At 54.9% G+C, this 18,011-nt stretch carries 12 protein-coding genes and 2 pseudogenes; 5 read left to right on the top strand and 9 right to left on the bottom strand.

The window, feature by feature from the left end:
* The first annotated feature begins 146 nt into the window (after positions 1-146).
* From queD to K7H21_RS05490, 3 genes and pseudogenes are all read left to right on the top strand, one after another.
* Positions 147-509 carry a 6-carboxytetrahydropterin synthase QueD gene (gene queD, locus K7H21_RS05500; protein ID WP_004853637.1) on the top strand — a complete coding sequence of 121 codons (363 nt, stop codon included), beginning with the start codon at positions 147-149 and terminating at the stop codon, positions 507-509.
* An 80-nt stretch (positions 510-589) separates the two neighbouring features.
* Positions 590-907 (top strand): annotated as a pseudogene (locus K7H21_RS05495) (FAD-dependent oxidoreductase); the annotation flags it as partial.
* A pseudogene (locus K7H21_RS05490) lies at positions 904-1,371 on the top strand (FGGY-family carbohydrate kinase); the annotation flags it as partial. The pseudogenes K7H21_RS05495 and K7H21_RS05490, both read left to right, overlap by 4 nt.
* 112 nt (positions 1,372-1,483) lie before the next feature.
* On the opposite strand, the gene K7H21_RS05485 reads toward K7H21_RS05490, so the two are convergent.
* Together K7H21_RS05485 and queE are read right to left on the bottom strand one after the other, a co-directional pair.
* Complete coding sequence (locus K7H21_RS05485) at positions 1,484-2,239, bottom strand: SDR family oxidoreductase (protein WP_228751080.1); 756 nt, start codon at positions 2,237-2,239, stop codon at positions 1,484-1,486.
* A 220-nt stretch (positions 2,240-2,459) separates the two neighbouring features.
* Positions 2,460-3,131, bottom strand: a complete 672-nt coding sequence (gene queE / locus K7H21_RS05480) for a 7-carboxy-7-deazaguanine synthase QueE (RefSeq protein ID WP_004124321.1) — start codon at positions 3,129-3,131, stop codon at positions 2,460-2,462.
* A gap of 458 nt (positions 3,132-3,589) precedes the next feature.
* Here queE and K7H21_RS05475 point away from each other — a divergent pair, with 458 nt between their 5' ends.
* Entirely contained in the window at positions 3,590-4,699 is a 1,110-nt protein-coding gene (locus tag K7H21_RS05475; RefSeq protein ID WP_004124324.1) for an SDR family oxidoreductase, read from the top strand.
* A gap of 67 nt (positions 4,700-4,766) precedes the next feature.
* On the opposite strand, the gene eno is transcribed toward K7H21_RS05475, so the two are convergent.
* From eno to rlmD, 5 genes are all read right to left on the bottom strand, one after another.
* The gene (gene eno / locus K7H21_RS05470) at positions 4,767-6,065 is read right to left on the bottom strand and encodes a phosphopyruvate hydratase (RefSeq protein ID WP_004124327.1); all 1,299 of its coding nucleotides are present in this window, start codon (positions 6,063-6,065) and stop codon (positions 4,767-4,769) included.
* A gap of 80 nt (positions 6,066-6,145) precedes the next feature.
* On the bottom strand, positions 6,146-7,783 hold the full coding sequence (gene pyrG, locus K7H21_RS05465; protein ID WP_004124328.1) for a glutamine hydrolyzing CTP synthase: 1,638 nt from the start codon (positions 7,781-7,783) through the stop codon (positions 6,146-6,148).
* A 227-nt stretch (positions 7,784-8,010) separates the two neighbouring features.
* Entirely contained in the window at positions 8,011-8,802 is a 792-nt protein-coding gene (mazG, locus tag K7H21_RS05460) for a nucleoside triphosphate pyrophosphohydrolase (protein ID WP_004124331.1), read from the bottom strand.
* A gap of 59 nt (positions 8,803-8,861) precedes the next feature.
* Complete coding sequence (gene relA / locus K7H21_RS05455) at positions 8,862-11,099, bottom strand: GTP diphosphokinase (protein ID WP_004124338.1); 2,238 nt, start codon at positions 11,097-11,099, stop codon at positions 8,862-8,864.
* 97 nt (positions 11,100-11,196) lie between these two features.
* Positions 11,197-12,540 carry a 23S rRNA (uracil(1939)-C(5))-methyltransferase RlmD gene (gene rlmD, locus K7H21_RS05450; RefSeq protein WP_223035878.1) on the bottom strand — a complete coding sequence of 448 codons (1,344 nt, stop codon included), beginning with the start codon at positions 12,538-12,540 and terminating at the stop codon, positions 11,197-11,199.
* 123 nt (positions 12,541-12,663) lie between these two features.
* Here rlmD and barA point away from each other — a divergent pair, with 123 nt between their 5' ends.
* Complete coding sequence (barA, locus tag K7H21_RS05445; RefSeq protein WP_004124345.1) at positions 12,664-15,417, top strand: two-component sensor histidine kinase BarA; 2,754 nt, start codon at positions 12,664-12,666, stop codon at positions 15,415-15,417.
* Positions 15,418-15,457: 40 nt separating this feature from the next.
* On the opposite strand, the gene K7H21_RS05440 is transcribed toward barA, so the two are convergent.
* Positions 15,458-16,597 (bottom strand): glycerate kinase, encoded by a 1,140-nt coding sequence (locus K7H21_RS05440; RefSeq protein ID WP_049113325.1) that lies wholly within the window; start codon positions 16,595-16,597, stop codon positions 15,458-15,460.
* Between the two features lie 71 nt (positions 16,598-16,668).
* Complete coding sequence (gene gudD / locus K7H21_RS05435; RefSeq protein ID WP_004124355.1) at positions 16,669-18,009, bottom strand: glucarate dehydratase; 1,341 nt, start codon at positions 18,007-18,009, stop codon at positions 16,669-16,671.
* Positions 18,010-18,011: the final 2 nt, after the last annotated feature.

The raw sequence follows: 18,011 nt of genomic DNA, 5'->3' as shown, positions 1-18,011 counted from the left end.
TTAAATAAGCACATGAAATATAAGAACTTAATTTGCATATGCTGGATGAATGCGTCTATTTTGTGTTCAGGGCCGTTTTAGTTAATGCGAAAAAATGTGCTTTCCGGTACCCTACGGCGGTTTTTTTGCCATATTGAGAATAAAAGATGTCCACCACGCTGTTTAAAGATTTCACCTTCGAAGCCGCTCACCACCTGCCGCACGTGCCGGAAGGCCATAAATGCGGTCGTCTGCACGGCCATTCATTTATGGTGCGCCTGGAGATTACCGGTGAAGTCGATCCCCATACCGGGTGGATCATGGATTTTGCCGAGCTGAAGGCCGCGTTTAAACCCATCTACGATCGCCTCGACCATTACTATCTGAACGATATTCCAGGACTGTCCAATCCGACCAGCGAAGTGCTGGCCAAATGGATCTGGGAGCAGATGAAACCGCGGGTTCCGCTGCTGAGCGCGGTGATGATCAAAGAGACCTGCACCGCAGGCTGCGTCTATCGCGGCGAGTGATTAAAGCGTTTGTGTCGGCGGTAGATATTCCTTAAATAACATCATTTTAGCTTAAGCGCTCTGGATATCTGGGGCGCAAAATGGCTGACGATTTTGATATTATTATCATCGGTGCAGGGATAGCTGGCACCGCTTGTGCTTCACGCTGCGTACGAGCAGGGCTTTTGGTCCTGCAGCTTGAACGTGGCGAACTTCCCGGCAGTAAAAATCTCTCCGGCGGCCCTCTTCATTGTCACGCCCTTGCCAAACTCCTCCCTGATTTTGAGCAATCCGCCCCCCTTGAGCGCCGAATTACCCATGAGAGCCTGGTGCTGTTGGCTGACAGCAGCGCAACAACCTGCTCCAGTCTACAGCCTAACGGTGATTCATGGAGTTTACTGCGTGCGCGGTTCACTCCAGTATGGACTATGCATGGATCTACCGCTCTATTCTGGAGAGCATTGCGCTGACACTGAAAAATAACTACGACAATATGTGCAATGAAATGAATCATTTCGCTAAACATATCATCATCACCGGCGGCGGCTCTAACAGTGACCTTTTTATGCAAATCTTTGCTGACGTGTTCAACCTTCCGGCCCAACGCAATGCCATCAACGGCTGTGCAAGTCTCGGGGCTACAATCAACACGGCTGTTGGGTCAGGCTTGTACCCATCTTACGAAACAGCAATTGAAAAAATGGTCCGGGTAAAAGATGTGTTTATGCCAGTTGAACAAAACGCCAGTCGCTATGAGGCTCTCAATAAAGGCATATTCAGAGAGTTGACGCAGTATACCGACGTCATTTTGAAAAAGTCATATCAAGTGATGCACGGAAATCTGGAGAACGTTGACGCGATTCAAAGTTGGTCGAACGCATAACGCTATGCCTACTTGCGCCGGGTGAAAGCTCACCCGGCAACATTTTTCGTTGGCGTCAACAAACGCGCTACTATTGCCGATATGTCGCTATATCCTGAGTTTTTATGTTAACTCAACGCACCAGATACCCCCCATCCACCGCCAGGATATGACCATTAACGTAATCCGATGCCCGGCTCGCCAGAAAGACTGCCGCCCCCATGAGATCCTCCGCCTCTCCCCAACGACCGGCTGGAATATGCGCCAGAACCCGTCGGTTTTCCTTAGGCATGTTGTGAACGACCGCTGTCATTTCGGTTTCATAATAGCCGGGGGCAATGCCGTTAACCTGAATATTATACGGGCCCAGTTCTTCACAATAGGCTTTCGTTAAACCCACCAGCGCATGTTTGGTTGCGGCATAGGCCGGTGACCAGCTACCGCCTAAATAAGAGAACACCGAGCAAATATTAATAATTTTACCACTACCACGCGGGACCATAACTTTAGCTGCCTCATGGCTCAGTTCGAAAGCTGCCGTCAGGTTAGTCTCAATCATCGGGTCCCAGTCTGCACGCCCAAAGCGCAGTACCTTATTTAAGCGACAAATTCCGGCATTATTCACCAGGATATCGACCGTACCGAAATGCTGGCAACACTCGGTGATAATACGCTGCGGCATGCCGTGATCGGTAATATCCGCTGGCATGAATTCCACCGCTGCCCCCTGTTGCTCAATAAGCGCTCGGGTTTGAGCGTTATCGACACGTCGGCCTGGGATAAACAGATTGGCTCCCGCCGTCGCCAGGGCAAAAGCGAGAGCCTGCCCCAGACCGCTATTGCCGCCGGTAACAATGGCAGTTTTCCCTTTGAGGGAGAAGAATTCCATGGAAAAAGCACTGGATGGAACAAATGGCAGCATGTTTAACTCGATCCTTAAGTCACCATAGGGACAGCACGCTCTGGCGGCTGATTTAAGAGCCGATGATATCATTGCCGCAGGGAGGAGGGATCTTAAGCACAGGGTTGAAACAATACCATTTGATGAATTCATCTATGAATTTGTTTCTTGCCGGGCAGTGTTCAGTTGCCCGGCAAGAAATCAGGGATCAGGCAATATTCAGATACTTGTGCGTCTGCATCGATAAGCGCCAGTTGCGGGCAATGCAAGTTTCGATGCACAGGCGTGTCGCGTCATCTTTCTGGCTAATCGGCTGAAGCGCGATAATACGCGGCTTTTCATCGGCCAGCGTTGCCAGCAATTCATCCAGCGCTTCGATATCGCGCACGCGTCCAACCGGATGTTTAATTTCATCAGCCCGCTGTAGCGCCTGCGAGAGCACGTCATAACCGCCGCGCATGTTCACCTTTGGCGACACCGTCACCCAGGTATGAGGCGTACAGCGAACTTCATGGGTGCCGCTGGTTTCAATCTGGCAGCTAAATCCGTTTTGCTCCAGTAAAGAGGTTAACGGCGTTAAATCATGAATGCAGGGTTCACCGCCGGTAATCACCACGTGGCGGGCCGTCCAGCCCTGACGCCCGATGATAGCCAGCAGATCTTCGCTGCTCGCCGGGCCCCATTTATCGCTCTCTTTGGTTTTCGCCAGAATGCTGAACAGCGACACTTCCCGATCGGCAAGCTTATCCCAGGTATGTTTGGTATCGCACCAGGCGCAACCAACCGGGCATCCCTGTAAACGAATAAAAATGGCGGGAACGCCGGTGAAGTAACCTTCGCCTTGCAAGGTCTGGAACATCTCGTTAATCGGGTACTGCATAATCATCTCTGCTTAGGGTTGTGAACGCGCATTATCGCAGATTTGCCCGCGCAGATCTTGTCCCGCGCTGCGCTGAGTGATCGATTAAAAATACGCCAGGATGATACTCCCCGGCCGCAGACAGATGATATTATTCAGCGACGTTTTTTTATTAGCTTGATAATCATCAGGCTACTATTAAACGGTATGGATAAAATTTTTGGTGTAACAAAATATGTATAACTCTGAATGCTAAAAATAAAAAAAACCAACTTAAAAATAATAAATTTCAACGATGTACAAATGGATACATGAAATAATGAATTTATAGGATTATCTCGGGGTCAAATTCGATTCGCGGCGATATCTTTCCTTAAAATAACCTTAATAAACCGCACGTTATGTTCATTCTCCATTTAATATCCGTTTAATTTTCCGCGTCTAGAATCCAGTCAACCAATACTACTGAGACTGCATTCATGAATACATTATTAATTACTGGCGCGACCGGATTTCTGGGTGGAGCAGTGTTAGAAAGCATTCTTAATAAAATGAATGTGCCTAATCTATTACTGTTAGTTCGTGCTGATAATAGTGTAGCCGCCGTAGAACGGGTTAAGGAAAACCTGCGAAAATTCAATATTAGCGAAGAGAGATTAACGGCCCTGACGCCCGGCAACATTCTGCTGGGGGATCTGGCCAATCCGCAGCCCTTTCTCGACGACCCGCGCTTGAATCAGGTTACTCACGTGCTCAACTGCGCCGCCGTCGCCTCATTTGGTAACAATCCGCTTATCTGGAAAGTCAACGTCGAAGGTACGCTGCAGTTTGCCCGGCGGATGGCTCAGGTCAACAGCCTTCAGCGCTTTCTGCACGTGGGCACCGCGATGTCCTGCTCGCCAGATCCCGATTCGCTGGTAGCGGAAAGCACGGCGTTTCGTGAACGCGCCGAGCATCTGGTCGAGTACACACACTCTAAATCAACAATTGAACGTCTCATGCGGCAGGAGTGCCCAACGCTACCGCTGGCGATTGCCCGCCCCTCGATTGTTGTTGGCCACACTCATCACGGCTGTCAGCCCTCCAGCAGCATCTTCTGGGTGTTCAGCATGGGGCTGATGCTGCAAAAATTTATGTGTTCAATGGAAGATCGCATCGATGTGATTCCCGTCGATTACTGCGCCGATGCGCTGCTGATGCTGCTTATCAGCCCGCTGGCGCGCGGAGAGGTAGTGCATATTTCAGCGGGAGAGGAAAACAGCGTAAGGTTTGCGGATATCGATAACGCTATGGCCTCCGCCCTAGAGCAGGCGCCGGTCGGCGATAAATACGCCCAGGTCAGCTATGAAACGCTGGTCAAAATGCGCCGTGAGCTGAAGACTATTTTTGGCCCCTGCAACGAACGGCTGATGCTAAAAGCCATGCGCCTTTACGGCGCCTTCGCCACGCTTAACGTACGATTCAGCAACGACAAGCTGCTCAGCATGGGCATGCCGAAACCGCCGCGCTTTACCGATTACATTGACCGTTGCGTACAGACCACGCGCGGGCTTTCTATTCCGCAGCAAATGGCGGTAGATTTTAAGTAGTCACCGGTTTCGGGGCAAAAAAAAGCCAGCCCGAAGGCTGGCTTTTTCATATCAGAGAAAGACAGGCTTATGCCTGACCTTTGATCTCTTTACGACCGTTGTACGGTGCTTTTTCGCCCAGCGCTTCTTCGATACGAATCAGCTGGTTGTATTTAGCAACGCGGTCAGAACGGCTCATAGAACCGGTTTTGATCTGGCCTGCAGCGGTACCAACAGCCAGGTCAGCGATGGTAGCGTCTTCAGTTTCGCCTGAACGGTGAGAGATAACGGCAGTGTAGCCAGCGTCTTTCGCCATTTTGATCGCAGCCAGAGTTTCGGTCAGAGAACCGATCTGGTTGAATTTGATCAGGATGGAGTTAACGATGCCTTTCTCGATACCTTCTTTCAGGATCTTGGTGTTGGTTACGAACAGATCGTCACCAACCAGCTGGATTTTGTCGCCCAGTACTTTAGTCTGGTATGCGAAACCGTCCCAGTCAGATTCGTCCAGGCCATCTTCGATGGAGACGATCGGGTACTGTTTGGTCAGCTCTTCCAGGAAGTGGGTGAATTCTTCAGAGGTGAACGCTTTGTTGCCTTCGCCGGCCAGAACGTATTTACCGTCTTTGTAGAATTCAGAAGCCGCGCAGTCCATCGCCAGAGTGATGTCTTTGCCCAGCTCGTAGCCAGCAGCTTTAACCGCTTCAGCGATAACAGCCAGCGCTTCAGCGTTGGAACCCAGGTTCGGCGCGTAGCCGCCTTCGTCGCCAACAGCGGTGTTCATACCTTTAGCTTTCAGAACTTTAGCCAGGTTATGGAACACTTCAGAACCCATACGTACGGCTTCTTTCAGGGATTTAGCGCCAACCGGCTGAATCATAAATTCCTGGATGTCGACGTTGTTGTCAGCGTGCTCGCCGCCGTTGATGATGTTCATCATCGGAACCGGCATGGAGTATTTGCCCGGGGTGCCGTTCAGCTCAGCGATGTGCTCATAGAGCGGCTGACCTTTAGAAGCAGCGGCAGCTTTGGCGTTAGCCAGAGATACGGCCAGGATAGCGTTCGCACCGAAGTTAGATTTGTTTTCAGTACCGTCCAGGTCGATCATGATTTTGTCGATGCCAGCCTGATCTTTGGCGTCTTTGCCAAGGATTGCCTGAGCGATCGGGCCGTTAACAGCGCCAACGGCTTTCAGTACGCCTTTACCCATGAAACGGGATTTGTCGCCATCGCGCAGTTCCAGCGCTTCGCGGGAGCCAGTAGAAGCACCTGACGGAGCAGCTGCCATACCGACGAAACCACCTTCCAGGTGTACTTCGGCTTCAACAGTCGGGTTACCACGGGAGTCGATGATTTCACGACCGATGACTTTAACGATTTTGGACATTAGGTTTTCCTCAGTACAAGTTAAACTAAAACTCCAGACAAACAATGCACCCGGATGGGTGCATTGCCGTTCTAACTCTTTTACTTCGCCTGACGCTTCTGGTACTCGCTAGCGGCTTTCACAAAGCCTGCAAACAGCGGATGGCCATCGCGCGGCGTCGAAGTAAACTCCGGATGGAACTGACAGGCGACAAACCACGGATGGTTAGGCACCTCGATGATCTCGACCAACTGATCATCCCCGGAACGGCCCGCAATACGCAGGCCCGCATTTTCAATCGGCTTCAACAGCATATTGTTGACTTCGTAGCGGTGACGATGGCGTTCGGTAATGGTTGGCTCACCGTACAGCTGGCGCACCAGGCTATCCTCACCCAGCTGGCACTGCTGCGCGCCAAGGCGCATCGTGCCGCCGAGGTCGCTCTTATCAGAGCGCACTTCGACATTACCGTCTTCATCACGCCATTCGGTAATCAGGGCCACAACCGGGTACTTACAGTCTGGCACAAATTCCGTTGAGTTGGCGTTTTCCATCCCCGCTACGTTGCGCGCGAACTCAATCAGCGCAACCTGCATACCCAGGCAAATGCCCAGATAAGGAATGTTGTTTTCACGCGCATAGCGCGCGGTGGCAATCTTACCTTCAACGCCGCGATAGCCGAAGCCACCAGGGATCAGGATAGCGTCTAAATTCTTCAGAATTTCGACACCGCGCGTTTCCACATCCTGCGAATCAATCAGCTTGATGTTGACGGTAACGCGATTTTTCAGACCGCCGTGTTTCAGCGCTTCAATCACCGATTTGTAGGCGTCCGGCAGTTCAATATACTTACCGACCATACCAATGGTGACTTCACCTGCCGGGTTCGCTTCTTCATAGATAACCTGTTCCCATTCGGCCAGGTTTGCTTCCGGACAGTTTAAGCTGAATCGTTTACAAATATAATCGTCCAGCCCCTGCGATTTCAACAGGCCCGGAATTTTATAAATGGAATCGACATCTTTCATCGAAATAACGGCTTTTTCTGGCACATTGCAGAACAATGCAATTTTGGCACGTTCGTTCGCCGGAATGGCGCGATCGGAGCGACAGACCAGGATGTCAGGCTGAATACCGATGGAAAGCAGTTCTTTAACGGAGTGCTGGGTCGGCTTGGTTTTGACTTCACCCGCGGCGGCCATGTACGGCACCAGGGTCAGGTGCATAAACAGCGCGTTTTCACGACCGATATCTACCGCCAGCTGGCGAATCGCTTCAAGGAACGGCAGCGACTCAATATCGCCAACGGTGCCGCCGATTTCTACCAGCACAACATCATGGCCTTCGCCGCCCGCCAGCACGCGCTCTTTGATCGCGTTGGTGATGTGCGGAATAACCTGAACGGTGGCGCCCAGATAGTCGCCACGACGCTCTTTGCGCAGGACGTCAGAGTAAATACGGCCCGTGGTGAAGTTGTTGCGACGGGTCATCTTGGTACGAATGAAACGCTCGTAGTGACCCAGGTCCAGATCGGTTTCAGCGCCGTCTTCAGTAACGAACACTTCCCCGTGTTGGATTGGGCTCATGGTGCCCGGATCGACGTTGATGTACGGATCCAGTTTCATCATGGTCACGTTAAGCCCGCGGGCTTCGAGAATGGCTGCGAGGGAAGCTGCGGCAATGCCTTTACCCAGAGAGGATACGACCCCGCCGGTCACAAAAATATAGTTCGTTGTCATGCTGAACCTGAGAAGTTAGGTTTAAAAGACGATGGAATAACCAGGACGGGAAAGCAGTATACCCGATCATGACTGACGCCACAAACTTTCATTATCCCTCCTTTTCATCAGGCCCACACAAACGCAGGGAGTGAGAAAATAGCCGCTTTTGGCGAAATGTTTTTGACGTAAATCAAGCGCTTGTTATTTAAAAAATCACACAAATAGCGCTTGATCACGAAAACTCTTTAGAGATCAGTTTCCTGGCGTTTTACTTCCTGCCATACCTCCTCCATAGTATCGAGGTCAACGCCGGTCATTTCCAGGCCGCGCGCGGCGACAATCCGCTCTACTTCGCGGAACCGACGCTCAAACTTCAGGTTGGCTTTTTGCAGGGCAACTTCGGCTTTTACCCCTAAATGGCGGGATAAATTGACCGTCGCAAACAGCAGGTCGCCCACTTCCTCCTCCAGTTTAGCTTCATCCACCACCGCCTGCTGCGCTTCGTGCATGACTTCGTCTATTTCTTCGTGCACTTTGTCCAGCACCGGCCCCAGAGAAGTCCAGTCAAAGCCTACCGCCGAGCAGCGTTTCTGGATTTTATGCGCGCGCATCAGCGCCGGCAGACTATGCGGAATATCGTCCAGCGCCGAGTGCTGGGACTTTTCCGCTCGCTCTGCGCTTTTGATCTGCTCCCATCGGGCCAGCACTTCGCTGCTGTTCCCGGCGGACGCATCGCCGAAAATATGCGGATGGCGGCGCTCCAGCTTGTCGCCGATCGCGGCGCAGATATCGTTAAAATCAAAGCGCCCCTCTTCCTGCGCCATCTGAGCGTAGAAGACGACCTGGAACAGCAGGTCGCCTAATTCACCGCGCAGATCGTCAAAATCTTCGCGGGCAATCGCGTCGAGCACTTCATAGGTTTCTTCGAGGGTATACGGGGCGATGGTGGCAAAAGTCTGCTCTTTGTCCCACGGGCAGCCGTTTTCCGGATCGCGCAGACGCTGCATAATGCCGAGCAGGCGGTCGATTTGGCTCATTGTCGTTTCCATTAAAGAATCAGGCCGGGGCGACCCCGGCCGACATAAAGAAAGTGAAGTTAACCGCCGTGCAGGCGACGGGCGTCGATGACATCCGGTACCTGATTCAGTTTACCCAGCACGCGGCCCAGCACCTGCAGGTTGTAGATCTCAATGGTCATATCGATCGTCGCCAGTTGCTGTTTGGTATCGCTGCGGCTGGCCACGCCGAGCACGTTAACTTTCTCATTGGCGAGAATGGTGGTGATATCGCGCAGCAGGCCGCTGCGATCGTTGGCCTGCACGCGCACCACCAGCGAGTAGCCCGCCGAGTAGCTCTCTCCCCACACCGCGTCAACGATACGCTCGGGAGCGTGAGACTGCAGTTCGGCGAGCTGATCGCAATCCGCGCGGTGCACCGAGATCCCTCGGCCTTGGGTGATAAAGCCCACGATCTCGTCGCCGGGAATCGGCTGGCAGCAGCGCGCAATATGGTGCATCAGGTTGCCGACCCCTTCCACCACCACGCGACCATTGTCTTTGCTGCGATTCTGCGGAGCATGGGTTTTCTGCTGCAGCTGCTTTAACGCCGCCGCATCCTGCTCCGCCGCGCTGGGCTTATTAAACTGCGCCTGCAGGAAGTTAACCATCTGGTTGAGGCGAATATCGCCGCCGCCAATCGCTGCCAGCAGTTCGTCCTGCTCGTTGAAGTTGTAGCGCGGCAGCAGATGCTTTTCCGCCTCCTTCAGGCTAATGCCCAGGTGTTCAAGCTCGTCATCGAGGATCTGCCGCCCGGCAAGAATATTCTTGTCGCGATCCTGCTTGCGGAACCAGGCGTGTATTTTGGAACGCCCGCGGCTGGTGGTAACGTAGCCGAGGTTCGGGTTCAGCCAGTCGCGGCTTGGGTTGGGCTGCTTCTGGGTGATAATTTCAATCTGGTCGCCCATCTGCAGCTGATAGGTAAACGGCACAATTCGCCCGCTGATTTTCGCCCCGATGCAGCGGTGGCCGACATCGCTGTGAATATGGTAGGCAAAATCGAGCGGCGTCGAACCGGAAGGTAAGTCCACCACGTCGCCCTTCGGCGTAAAGACGTAAACCCGGTCGTCAAAGACCTGGCTACGCACCTCATCCAGCATCTCGCCGGAATCGGCCATCTCTTCCTGCCAGGCAATCAGTTTACGCAGCCACGCAATACGATCTTCATAGCCGCGCCCGCCGCTGGCCGCTGCGCTGGCACCCTCTTTATACTTCCAGTGCGCGGCCACGCCCAGCTCGGCATCTTCATGCATCTGGCGGGTACGGATCTGAATTTCAATCGTTTTACCGCCGGGACCCAACACGACAGTATGAATTGACTGATAGCCATTAGGCTTGGGATTGGCGACGTAATCATCAAACTCGTCCGGCAGGTGGCGGTAGTGAGTATGCACTATCCCCAGCGCGGCGTAGCAATCCTGCAGGCGCTCGGCGACGATACGCACCGCCCGCACGTCAAACAGCTCGTCGAAGGCGAGATGTTTTTTCTGCATTTTGCGCCAGATGCTGTAGATATGCTTGGGACGCCCGTAGACCTCGGCTTTGACGCCCTCGGTTTTCATCTCCGTGCGTAAGTGCCCTACGAATTCGTCAATGTAATGCTCACGATCGATGCGCCGCTCGTGCAGCAGTTTAGCAATCCGCTTATATTCCGCCGGGTGCAGATAGCGGAAGCAGTAATCCTCAAGCTCCCACTTGAGCTGGCCGATCCCCAGGCGGTTGGCCAGCGGCGCGTAGATGTTGGTACACTCTTTCGCCGCCAGCACGCGCTCATCTTCCGGCGCATCTTTCACCTCGCGCAGATGGGCAATACGCTCGGCGATCTTAATCACCACGCAGCGGAAATCATCGACCATCGCCAACAGCATGCGGCGGATGTTATCCACCTGTTCAGAGGAGACCGAATCGGTATGGGTGGCTTTAAGCTGGCGTATCGCGGCCATGTCCCGCACGCCGTGGATCAGGGTCACGACGGATTTCCCGACGCTCTCCTGCATAATTTCTTCGCTGACGACGTTGCCATCTGCCAAAGGGAACAGCATCGCCGCCCGCAGCGTATCGATATCCATGCTGAGCATGGAGAGAATTTCCACCATCTCCACGCCGCGCCACAGCAGGAGGTCGGCCTGCGGATGCCCCTGCGTTTTCTCTCGACAATAATCCCAGGTTTCGGCTAAGCGTTCACACGACTGCTGGCTGGAAATTCCCAGACTCGCGATCCATTTCTTCGGGTCAAATTCACCAGCTTTATTTAAATGTGCACTTCTTACCGCAACCATTGTCCTCTCCTTAAGGGACCGCCTGCCGAAGTCGGCAAGCCTCAACTTTTACACTTCATCCTTCAAACCGCGTCAACGTTGGCTTTCGTTTTTTATCTCAGTCACCTGCTTCTGAGGATGCCGCTTCAATGCGATTTGAAGAATTGTTGTGCTCAAACAACACCATTGATTCCAGATGTCCGGTATGCGGGAACATATCCAGCATCGCCAGGCGTTGAATGGTATATCCCGCCTGCAATAAAACGTCGCTATCGCGCGCTAGCGTCGCCGGGTTACATGAAACATACACCACCCGACGCGGCGCTAATTTTATAATATGTAACATCACGCCCGCCGCGCCGGCGCGTGCCGGATCGAGCAGGACTTTATCAAAACCGTGCTTCGCCCACGCCTGGCGGGTCACGTCCTCTTCCAGGTTTTCATGAAAGAAAGTCACATTATGTAACGCGTTCAACGCCGCGTTCTCTCTCGCCTTCACGACCAGCGCGGGAACCCCTTCCACGCCAACCACCTGCGCCGCACGCTTCGCCAGCGGCAGGGTAAAGTTGCCCATGCCGCAAAAGAGGTCCAGAACGCGATCCTGAGGCTGGATATCCAGCCATTCCAGCGCCGTGCGCACCATCAGCTGGTTTACGCCATCGTTCACCTGGATAAAATCGCGCGGACTGAACACTAAGCGTAGACCGTCCGAGGTGTACCAGGGGGCCTCCCCGCGAATATGTTCCAGTATCTCGCTTTGCGGGGCGAGATACAGGGAAAGACCGTGAGATTGCGAAAAACGTTCCAGCTTTACTTTATCCGCCGCCGGAAGGGCCGCGGTATGGCGCAACACCATCAGCGGGCCGTTATCCGCGTGCACCAGCTCCACGTGCCCAAGCTGGCGCACCGATTGCAATTCGTTAAGACATTCACGCACCGCAGGCAGCAGCGCACCAAGATCGGGCACCAAAACGGGGCACTGCACCACATCGACGATTTCGCTGGCGCCCGCCTTGCGGAAGCCCATCTGTAATTGTTGGGACTTTGGCTGATAATTCAAGCTCAGACGCGCCCGGCGACGATAGCCCCACGGCGCAGCGGCTATAATGTCATCAACGTCGCGCTTCATTAGCCTTGCGAGCGCGGCGCGTTTGCTCTGCTGCTGCAGCGCGACGCTGGCATGCTGCTGCTGACACCCGCCGCAGACGCCAAAATGCGGGCAGCGCGGCGTCTGCCGCTGCGGGCTATCGCTAAGACGGCGTTTAACCTGGGCGCGGGCGTACTGTTTTTTATCTTCGACCACCACAACTTCAGCCTGCTCCTGCGGCAATAAGCCGCTCACAAACAGCGCTTTACCCTGGTGACGCGCAACGCCCTGGCCGAAGGGGTCAAGGTCATTTACTGTAACGGTTATGATCTGGCGCGTCGTCACACGCCGTTTTGCAGAGTAGAATTGCGCCATCGTAGAGATTTGTCTCAATTAAATATACTGACTCTGTATACGAGTCCGGTCAGGATCAGCCGGAGTAACCAACGCACCAGCCGCCTGAAAGATGATATGTATATTCTCCCATAATGGAACCGCATGACCAACTACAGCCTTCGTGCCCGCATGATGATTCTTATTCTGGCGCCTACCGTCCTGATCGGTTTGCTGCTCAGTATTTTCTTCGTCGCACACCGCTATAACGACCTACAGCGCCAGTTAGAAGATGCCGGGGCCAGTATTATCGAACCGCTGGCGGTCTCCAGTGAATATGGCATGAATTTGCAAAACCGCGAGTCAATCGGGCAGCTTATCAGCGTGCTGCATCGCCGCCACTCCGATATTGTGCGCGCCATTTCCATCTACGACTCGCAAAACAGGCTGTTTGTCACCTCTAACTTTCAGCTCGATCCCGGCGAACTGCAGCTACCAAAAGGGATCCCCTTTCCCCGCCGTTTAAGCGTGTTTCGCCACGGCGATTTGATGATTTTGCGAACCCCTATCGTCTCGGAAAGCTATTCACCAGACGAATCACCGGGAAGCGATGCCAAGATGCCGGGCAATATGCTCGGCTACGTGGCGCTGGAGCTGGATCTCAAATCGGTGCGGCTGCAGCAGTATAAAGAGATCTTTATCTCCAGCGTGATGATGCTGTTCTGTATCGGTATTGCGCTGATCTTCGGCTGGCGACTTATGCGCGACGTGACCGGGCCGATCCGCAATATGGTGAATACCGTTGACCGCATCCGCCGCGGCCAGCTTGATAGCCGCGTTGAAGGTTTTATGCTCGGCGAGCTGGACATGCTCAAAAACGGCATCAACTCCATGGCGATGTCGCTGGCGGCCTACCACGAAGAGATGCAGCATAACGTCGATCAGGCCACTTCCGACCTGCGTGAAACGCTTGAGCAGATGGAAATCCAGAATGTCGAGCTGGACCTGGCGAAAAAACGCGCGCAGGAAGCAGCGCGCATCAAATCCGAATTCCTCGCCAATATGTCCCACGAGCTGCGTACTCCGCTCAACGGCGTCATTGGCTTTACGCGTCTGACGCTGAAAACCGATTTAAATACCACCCAGCGCGATCATCTGACCACCATTGAGCGTTCCGCGAACAATCTGCTGGCCATTATTAACGATGTTCTGGACTTCTCTAAGCTTGAAGCCGGTAAGCTCATTCTGGAGAGCATCCCGTTCCTGTTGCGCACCTCGCTGGACGAGGTGGTCACGCTGCTGGCGCACTCGGCGCACGACAAAGGACTGGAGCTGACGCTGAATATCAAAAATGATGTCCCGGATAACGTCATTGGCGACCCGCTGCGCCTGCAGCAAATTATTACCAACCTGATGGGTAACGCCATCAAGTTCACCGAACACGGCAATATTGACGTGCTGGTGGAACAGCGCGCCATCAGCAATTCGCGAGTCCAAATCGAAGTCCAGATCCACGATACCGGTATCGGCATTCCGGAGCGCGATCAGTCGCGTCTGTTCCAGGCGTTCCGCCAGGCCGACGCCAGCATTTCCCGTCGCCACGGCGGAACCGGTCTCGGGCTGGTCATCACCCAGCGGCTGGTGAAGGAGATGGGCGGCGATATCTCCTTCCATAGCCAGCCTAATCGCGGCTCGACGTTCTGGTTCCATATCAGCCTCGACCTCAACCCCAACGCGGTTCCCGATAGCGTGCCGACCCAGTGCCTGGCGGGTAAAAAACTGGCCTATATCGAAGCCAATGCGGCGGCAGCGCAGAGCACGATGGAGCTACTGGCGACAACGCCGCTGGAGGTGGTCTATAGTCCGACGATGACGGCCCTACCGGATGCCCACTACGATATCCTGCTGGCGGGCATTCCCGTATCAATACGCGACCTGAGCCAGCATCGCGATAAGCTGGCAAGGGCCTGCAAGCTTGCCGATCACCTGGTGCTGGCCCTGCCGTGCCACGCCCAGGTCAGCGCCGAAACGCTGCGCCAGGACGGCATTGCCGCCTGTTTGCTGAAGCCACTGACCTCAACGCGCTTACTGCCGGCGCTGACGGCCTCCTGCCAGGCGCAGCCAACGACTCTGCCGCCGCGTGCCGATAGTAAGAAGCTACCGATGACGGTCATGGCCGTTGATGACAATCCGGCAAATCTCAAACTCATCGGCGCGCTGTTGGAGGATTTAGTCCAGCATGTCATCCTCTGCGACAGCGGCCAGCACGCCGTCGAACAGGCCAGAGAAACGCAGCAGGATCTGATTCTGATGGATATTCAAATGCCGGAAATGGACGGTATCCGCGCATGCGAACTGATTCACCAGCTCCCCCACCAGCAGCAAACGCCGGTGATCGCCGTGACGGCCCACGCCCTCGAGGGGCAGCGTGAGAAATTACTCAAAGCGGGAATGAACGACTATCTGGCGAAACCCATTGAGGAAGATAAGCTCCACAGCTTGCTGCTGCGCTATCAGCCGGGAAAGGCGGCGCCGCCGCAGGTCGCCGCGGAGCCTGCGGAGCCGCCCGTCAATCATAATGTCACTCTCGACTGGCAGCTGGCGCTGCGTCAGGCGGCGATGAAACCGGACCTGGCGCGGGAAATGCTGCAGATGCTGCTCGCCTTTATGCCTGAAGTGCGTAACAAGGTGGAAGAACAGCTGGTGGGAGAACAGCCGGAAGGGGTACTGGATTTAGTGCATAAGCTGCACGGCAGCTGTAGCTATAGCGGCGTGCCGCGTCTGAAGAAACTGTGTCACACCATTGAGAGCCAGCTGCGCGCGGGCACCGCCGCCGAGGAGCTGGAACCAGAGTTTCTGGAGCTGCTGGATGAAATGGACAACGTCGCGCGGGAAGCCTGTAAGCTACTGGGAATTTAAAACGCATGCCCCGGTCCGCGCTTCGCGACCGGGGGATAATCTACAATAACCGCCCCATTTTCAGCACGGCGGCAACGTTTCTCGCCGTCATACGCACGTTTTCAGCGGCATTTTCCAGCGCCTCATCCAGCGTACAAATTGAATAAATCACGCTGAATACCGCATCCAGGCCGTGCTGGTGCACGATGCCGACGTCAGGCGTCAGGCTCCCGGCAATGCCGATGACCGGCAGATTATAGCGTTTTGCCACCCTCGCCACGCCAACCGGCACCTTGCCGTGCACCGTCTGGCTATCGATACGCCCTTCGCCGGTAATCACCAGGTCCGCATCCGCCACGATATCAGCAAGGTGCAGAGCGTCGGTCACGATCTCAATGCCCGGCCGCAGCTTTGCGCCGCAAAAGGCGTACAGGCCCGCGCCCATGCCTCCCGCCGCGCCGCCGCCTTCAAGATGCAGCACATCCATTTCTAAATCACGATGGATAATCTCGGCAAAATGGGCCAGCGCGCTATCCAGGCAGGAGATCATCTCCGCCGTCGCCCCTTTCTGTGGCCCAAATACCGCCGTCGCGCCCTCGGGCCCCGTCAGCGGATTGGTGACATCGCAAGCGACGTCGATACGACAGCTGGCCAGGCGCTTATCCAGTTCGCTAACGTCGATACGCGCGAGGTTTTCCAGCGCGCGTCCGCCGGCGGCAATCTGCTGGTTATCTTTAGTCAGCAGCTTCGCCCCCAGCGCCTGTACCATTCCGGCACCGCCGTCGTTCGTCGCGCTGCCGCCGATGCCGATAATAATTTGCGACACACCCGCGTCCAGCGCGTGGCGAATCAGCTCGCCGGTCCCCCACGAAGTGGTCAGCAGCGGATTGCGCCGCGCCGGCGGCACGCTCTCCAGACCGCTTGCCGCCGCCATTTCGATAAACGCGCACTGTTTATCGCCCGACAGGCCGTAAAAAGCGTCCACCGGCTCGCCGAGGGGACCGGTGACGGTAACCGCTATCCGGCATCCCTGGGTTGCGGCGACCATAGCTTCGACGGTCCCTTCGCCGCCGTCGGCAACTGGCAGTTTGACATATTCCGCATCGGCGTAAATTTCTCGAAAACCTTGCTCTATCGCGGTAGCAACATCCAGCGCACTCAGGCTCTCCTTGTATGAATCCGGTGCGATCACTATCTTCATAAGCTGTCCTTAAAATGAACGATGACCCGATGCCGTGCGGTCAATCGGCCCCCGAAGGGACCGATATTTCCTTAGCGCACCATGCAGGGACGCTTGTTATCAAACGTCCAGTTCGGGATTAAATACTGCATGCCCATAGCGTCATCGCGCGCGCCCAGGCCGTGTTTCTGGTACAGCTCATGGGCTTTCATCACCTGATCCATATCAAGCTCTACGCCAAGACCCGGTTTCGCCGGTACCTGTACCATCCCGCCTTTAATTTCAAACGGTTCTTTGGTCAGACGCTGGTTGCCTTCCTGCCAGATCCAGTGGGTATCGATGGCGGTAATTTTCCCCGGCGCCGCCGCTGCAACATGGGTGAACATCGCCAGCGAGATATCAAAGTGGTTGTTAGAGTGCGAGCCCCAGGTCAGGCCAAACTCATGGCACATCTGCGCCACGCGGACGGAACCCTGCATGGTCCAGAAGTGCGGATCCGCCAGCGGAATATCCACCGACTGTAGCGACAGCGTATGGCCCATCTGACGCCAGTCGGTTGCGATCATATTGGTCGCCGTCGGCAGACCGGTGGCGCGACGGAACTCCGCCATCACTTCACGACCGGAGAAGCCCTGCTCGGCGCCGCACGGATCTTCCGCGTAGGCCAGCGATCCCTTCAGATATTTGCCGATCTTAATCGCTTCATTCAGCGACCACGCGCCGTTCGGATCCAGAGTTACGCGCGCCTGCGGGAAGCGCTTCGCCAGCGCGACGATAGATTCCGCCTCCTCTTCCCCGGCCAGCACGCCGCCTTTCAGTTTAAAGTCGTTAAAGCCATATTTCTCATACGCCGCTTCCGCCAGGCGCACCACCGCATCCGGGGTCATCGCTTCATCATGACGCAGGCGATACCAGTCGCATTTGTCATCCGGCTGGCTCTGATACGGCAGCGGCGTGGCTTTACGGTTACCGACGAAGAACAGATAGCCGAGCATTTCCACTTCGTTGCGCTGTTGACCATCGCCCAGAAGAGACGCCACGTTCACGCCCAGATGCTGGCCCAGCAGATCCAGCATCGCCGCTTCGATCCCGGTCACTACGTGAATTGTGGTACGCAGATCGAAGGTCTGCAAACCGCGCCCACCGGCGTCGCGGTCGGCGAAAGTATTGCGCACGGCGGTCAGCACGTTTTTATACTCACCCAACGTCTTACCAACCACCAGCGGGATCGCATCTTCGAGAGTCTTGCGGATTTTCTCTCCACCGGGGATTTCGCCGACGCCGGTATGGCCGGAATTATCTTTAATTACCACAATATTACGCGTGAAGAACGGGGCGTGCGCGCCGCTCAGGTTCATCAGCATGCTGTCGTGGCCCGCGACCGGAATGACCTGCATAGAAGAAACAACGGGGGTCGAAAATTGTGCGCTCATAG

It is taken from the genome of Klebsiella sp. CTHL.F3a (assembly GCF_019890895.1).
Lineage (GTDB): Bacteria > Pseudomonadota > Gammaproteobacteria > Enterobacterales > Enterobacteriaceae > Klebsiella > Klebsiella grimontii.
This window is presented reverse-complemented; position numbering and strand designations above follow the sequence as displayed.

Excerpts from the sequence above, each read along its gene's own strand:
- queD (WP_004853637.1), top strand. The coding sequence starts at position 147 with ATGTCCACCACGCTGTTTAAAGATTTCACCTTCGAAGCCGCTCACCAC.
- K7H21_RS05485 (WP_228751080.1), bottom strand. The coding sequence starts at position 2,239 with ATGGAATTCTTCTCCCTCAAAGGGAAAACTGCCATTGTTACCGGCGGC.
- queE (WP_004124321.1), bottom strand. The coding sequence starts at position 3,131 with ATGCAGTACCCGATTAACGAGATGTTCCAGACCTTGCAAGGCGAAGGT.
- K7H21_RS05475 (WP_004124324.1), top strand. The coding sequence starts at position 3,590 with ATGAATACATTATTAATTACTGGCGCGACCGGATTTCTGGGTGGAGCA.
- eno (WP_004124327.1), bottom strand. The coding sequence starts at position 6,065 with ATGTCCAAAATCGTTAAAGTCATCGGTCGTGAAATCATCGACTCCCGT.
- pyrG (WP_004124328.1), bottom strand. The coding sequence starts at position 7,783 with ATGACAACGAACTATATTTTTGTGACCGGCGGGGTCGTATCCTCTCTG.
- mazG (WP_004124331.1), bottom strand. The coding sequence starts at position 8,802 with ATGAGCCAAATCGACCGCCTGCTCGGCATTATGCAGCGTCTGCGCGAT.
- relA (WP_004124338.1), bottom strand. The coding sequence starts at position 11,099 with ATGGTTGCGGTAAGAAGTGCACATTTAAATAAAGCTGGTGAATTTGAC.
- rlmD (WP_223035878.1), bottom strand. The coding sequence starts at position 12,540 with ATGGCGCAATTCTACTCTGCAAAACGGCGTGTGACGACGCGCCAGATC.
- barA (WP_004124345.1), top strand. The coding sequence starts at position 12,664 with ATGACCAACTACAGCCTTCGTGCCCGCATGATGATTCTTATTCTGGCG.
- K7H21_RS05440 (WP_049113325.1), bottom strand. The coding sequence starts at position 16,597 with ATGAAGATAGTGATCGCACCGGATTCATACAAGGAGAGCCTGAGTGCG.
- gudD (WP_004124355.1), bottom strand. The coding sequence starts at position 18,009 with ATGAGCGCACAATTTTCGACCCCCGTTGTTTCTTCTATGCAGGTCATT.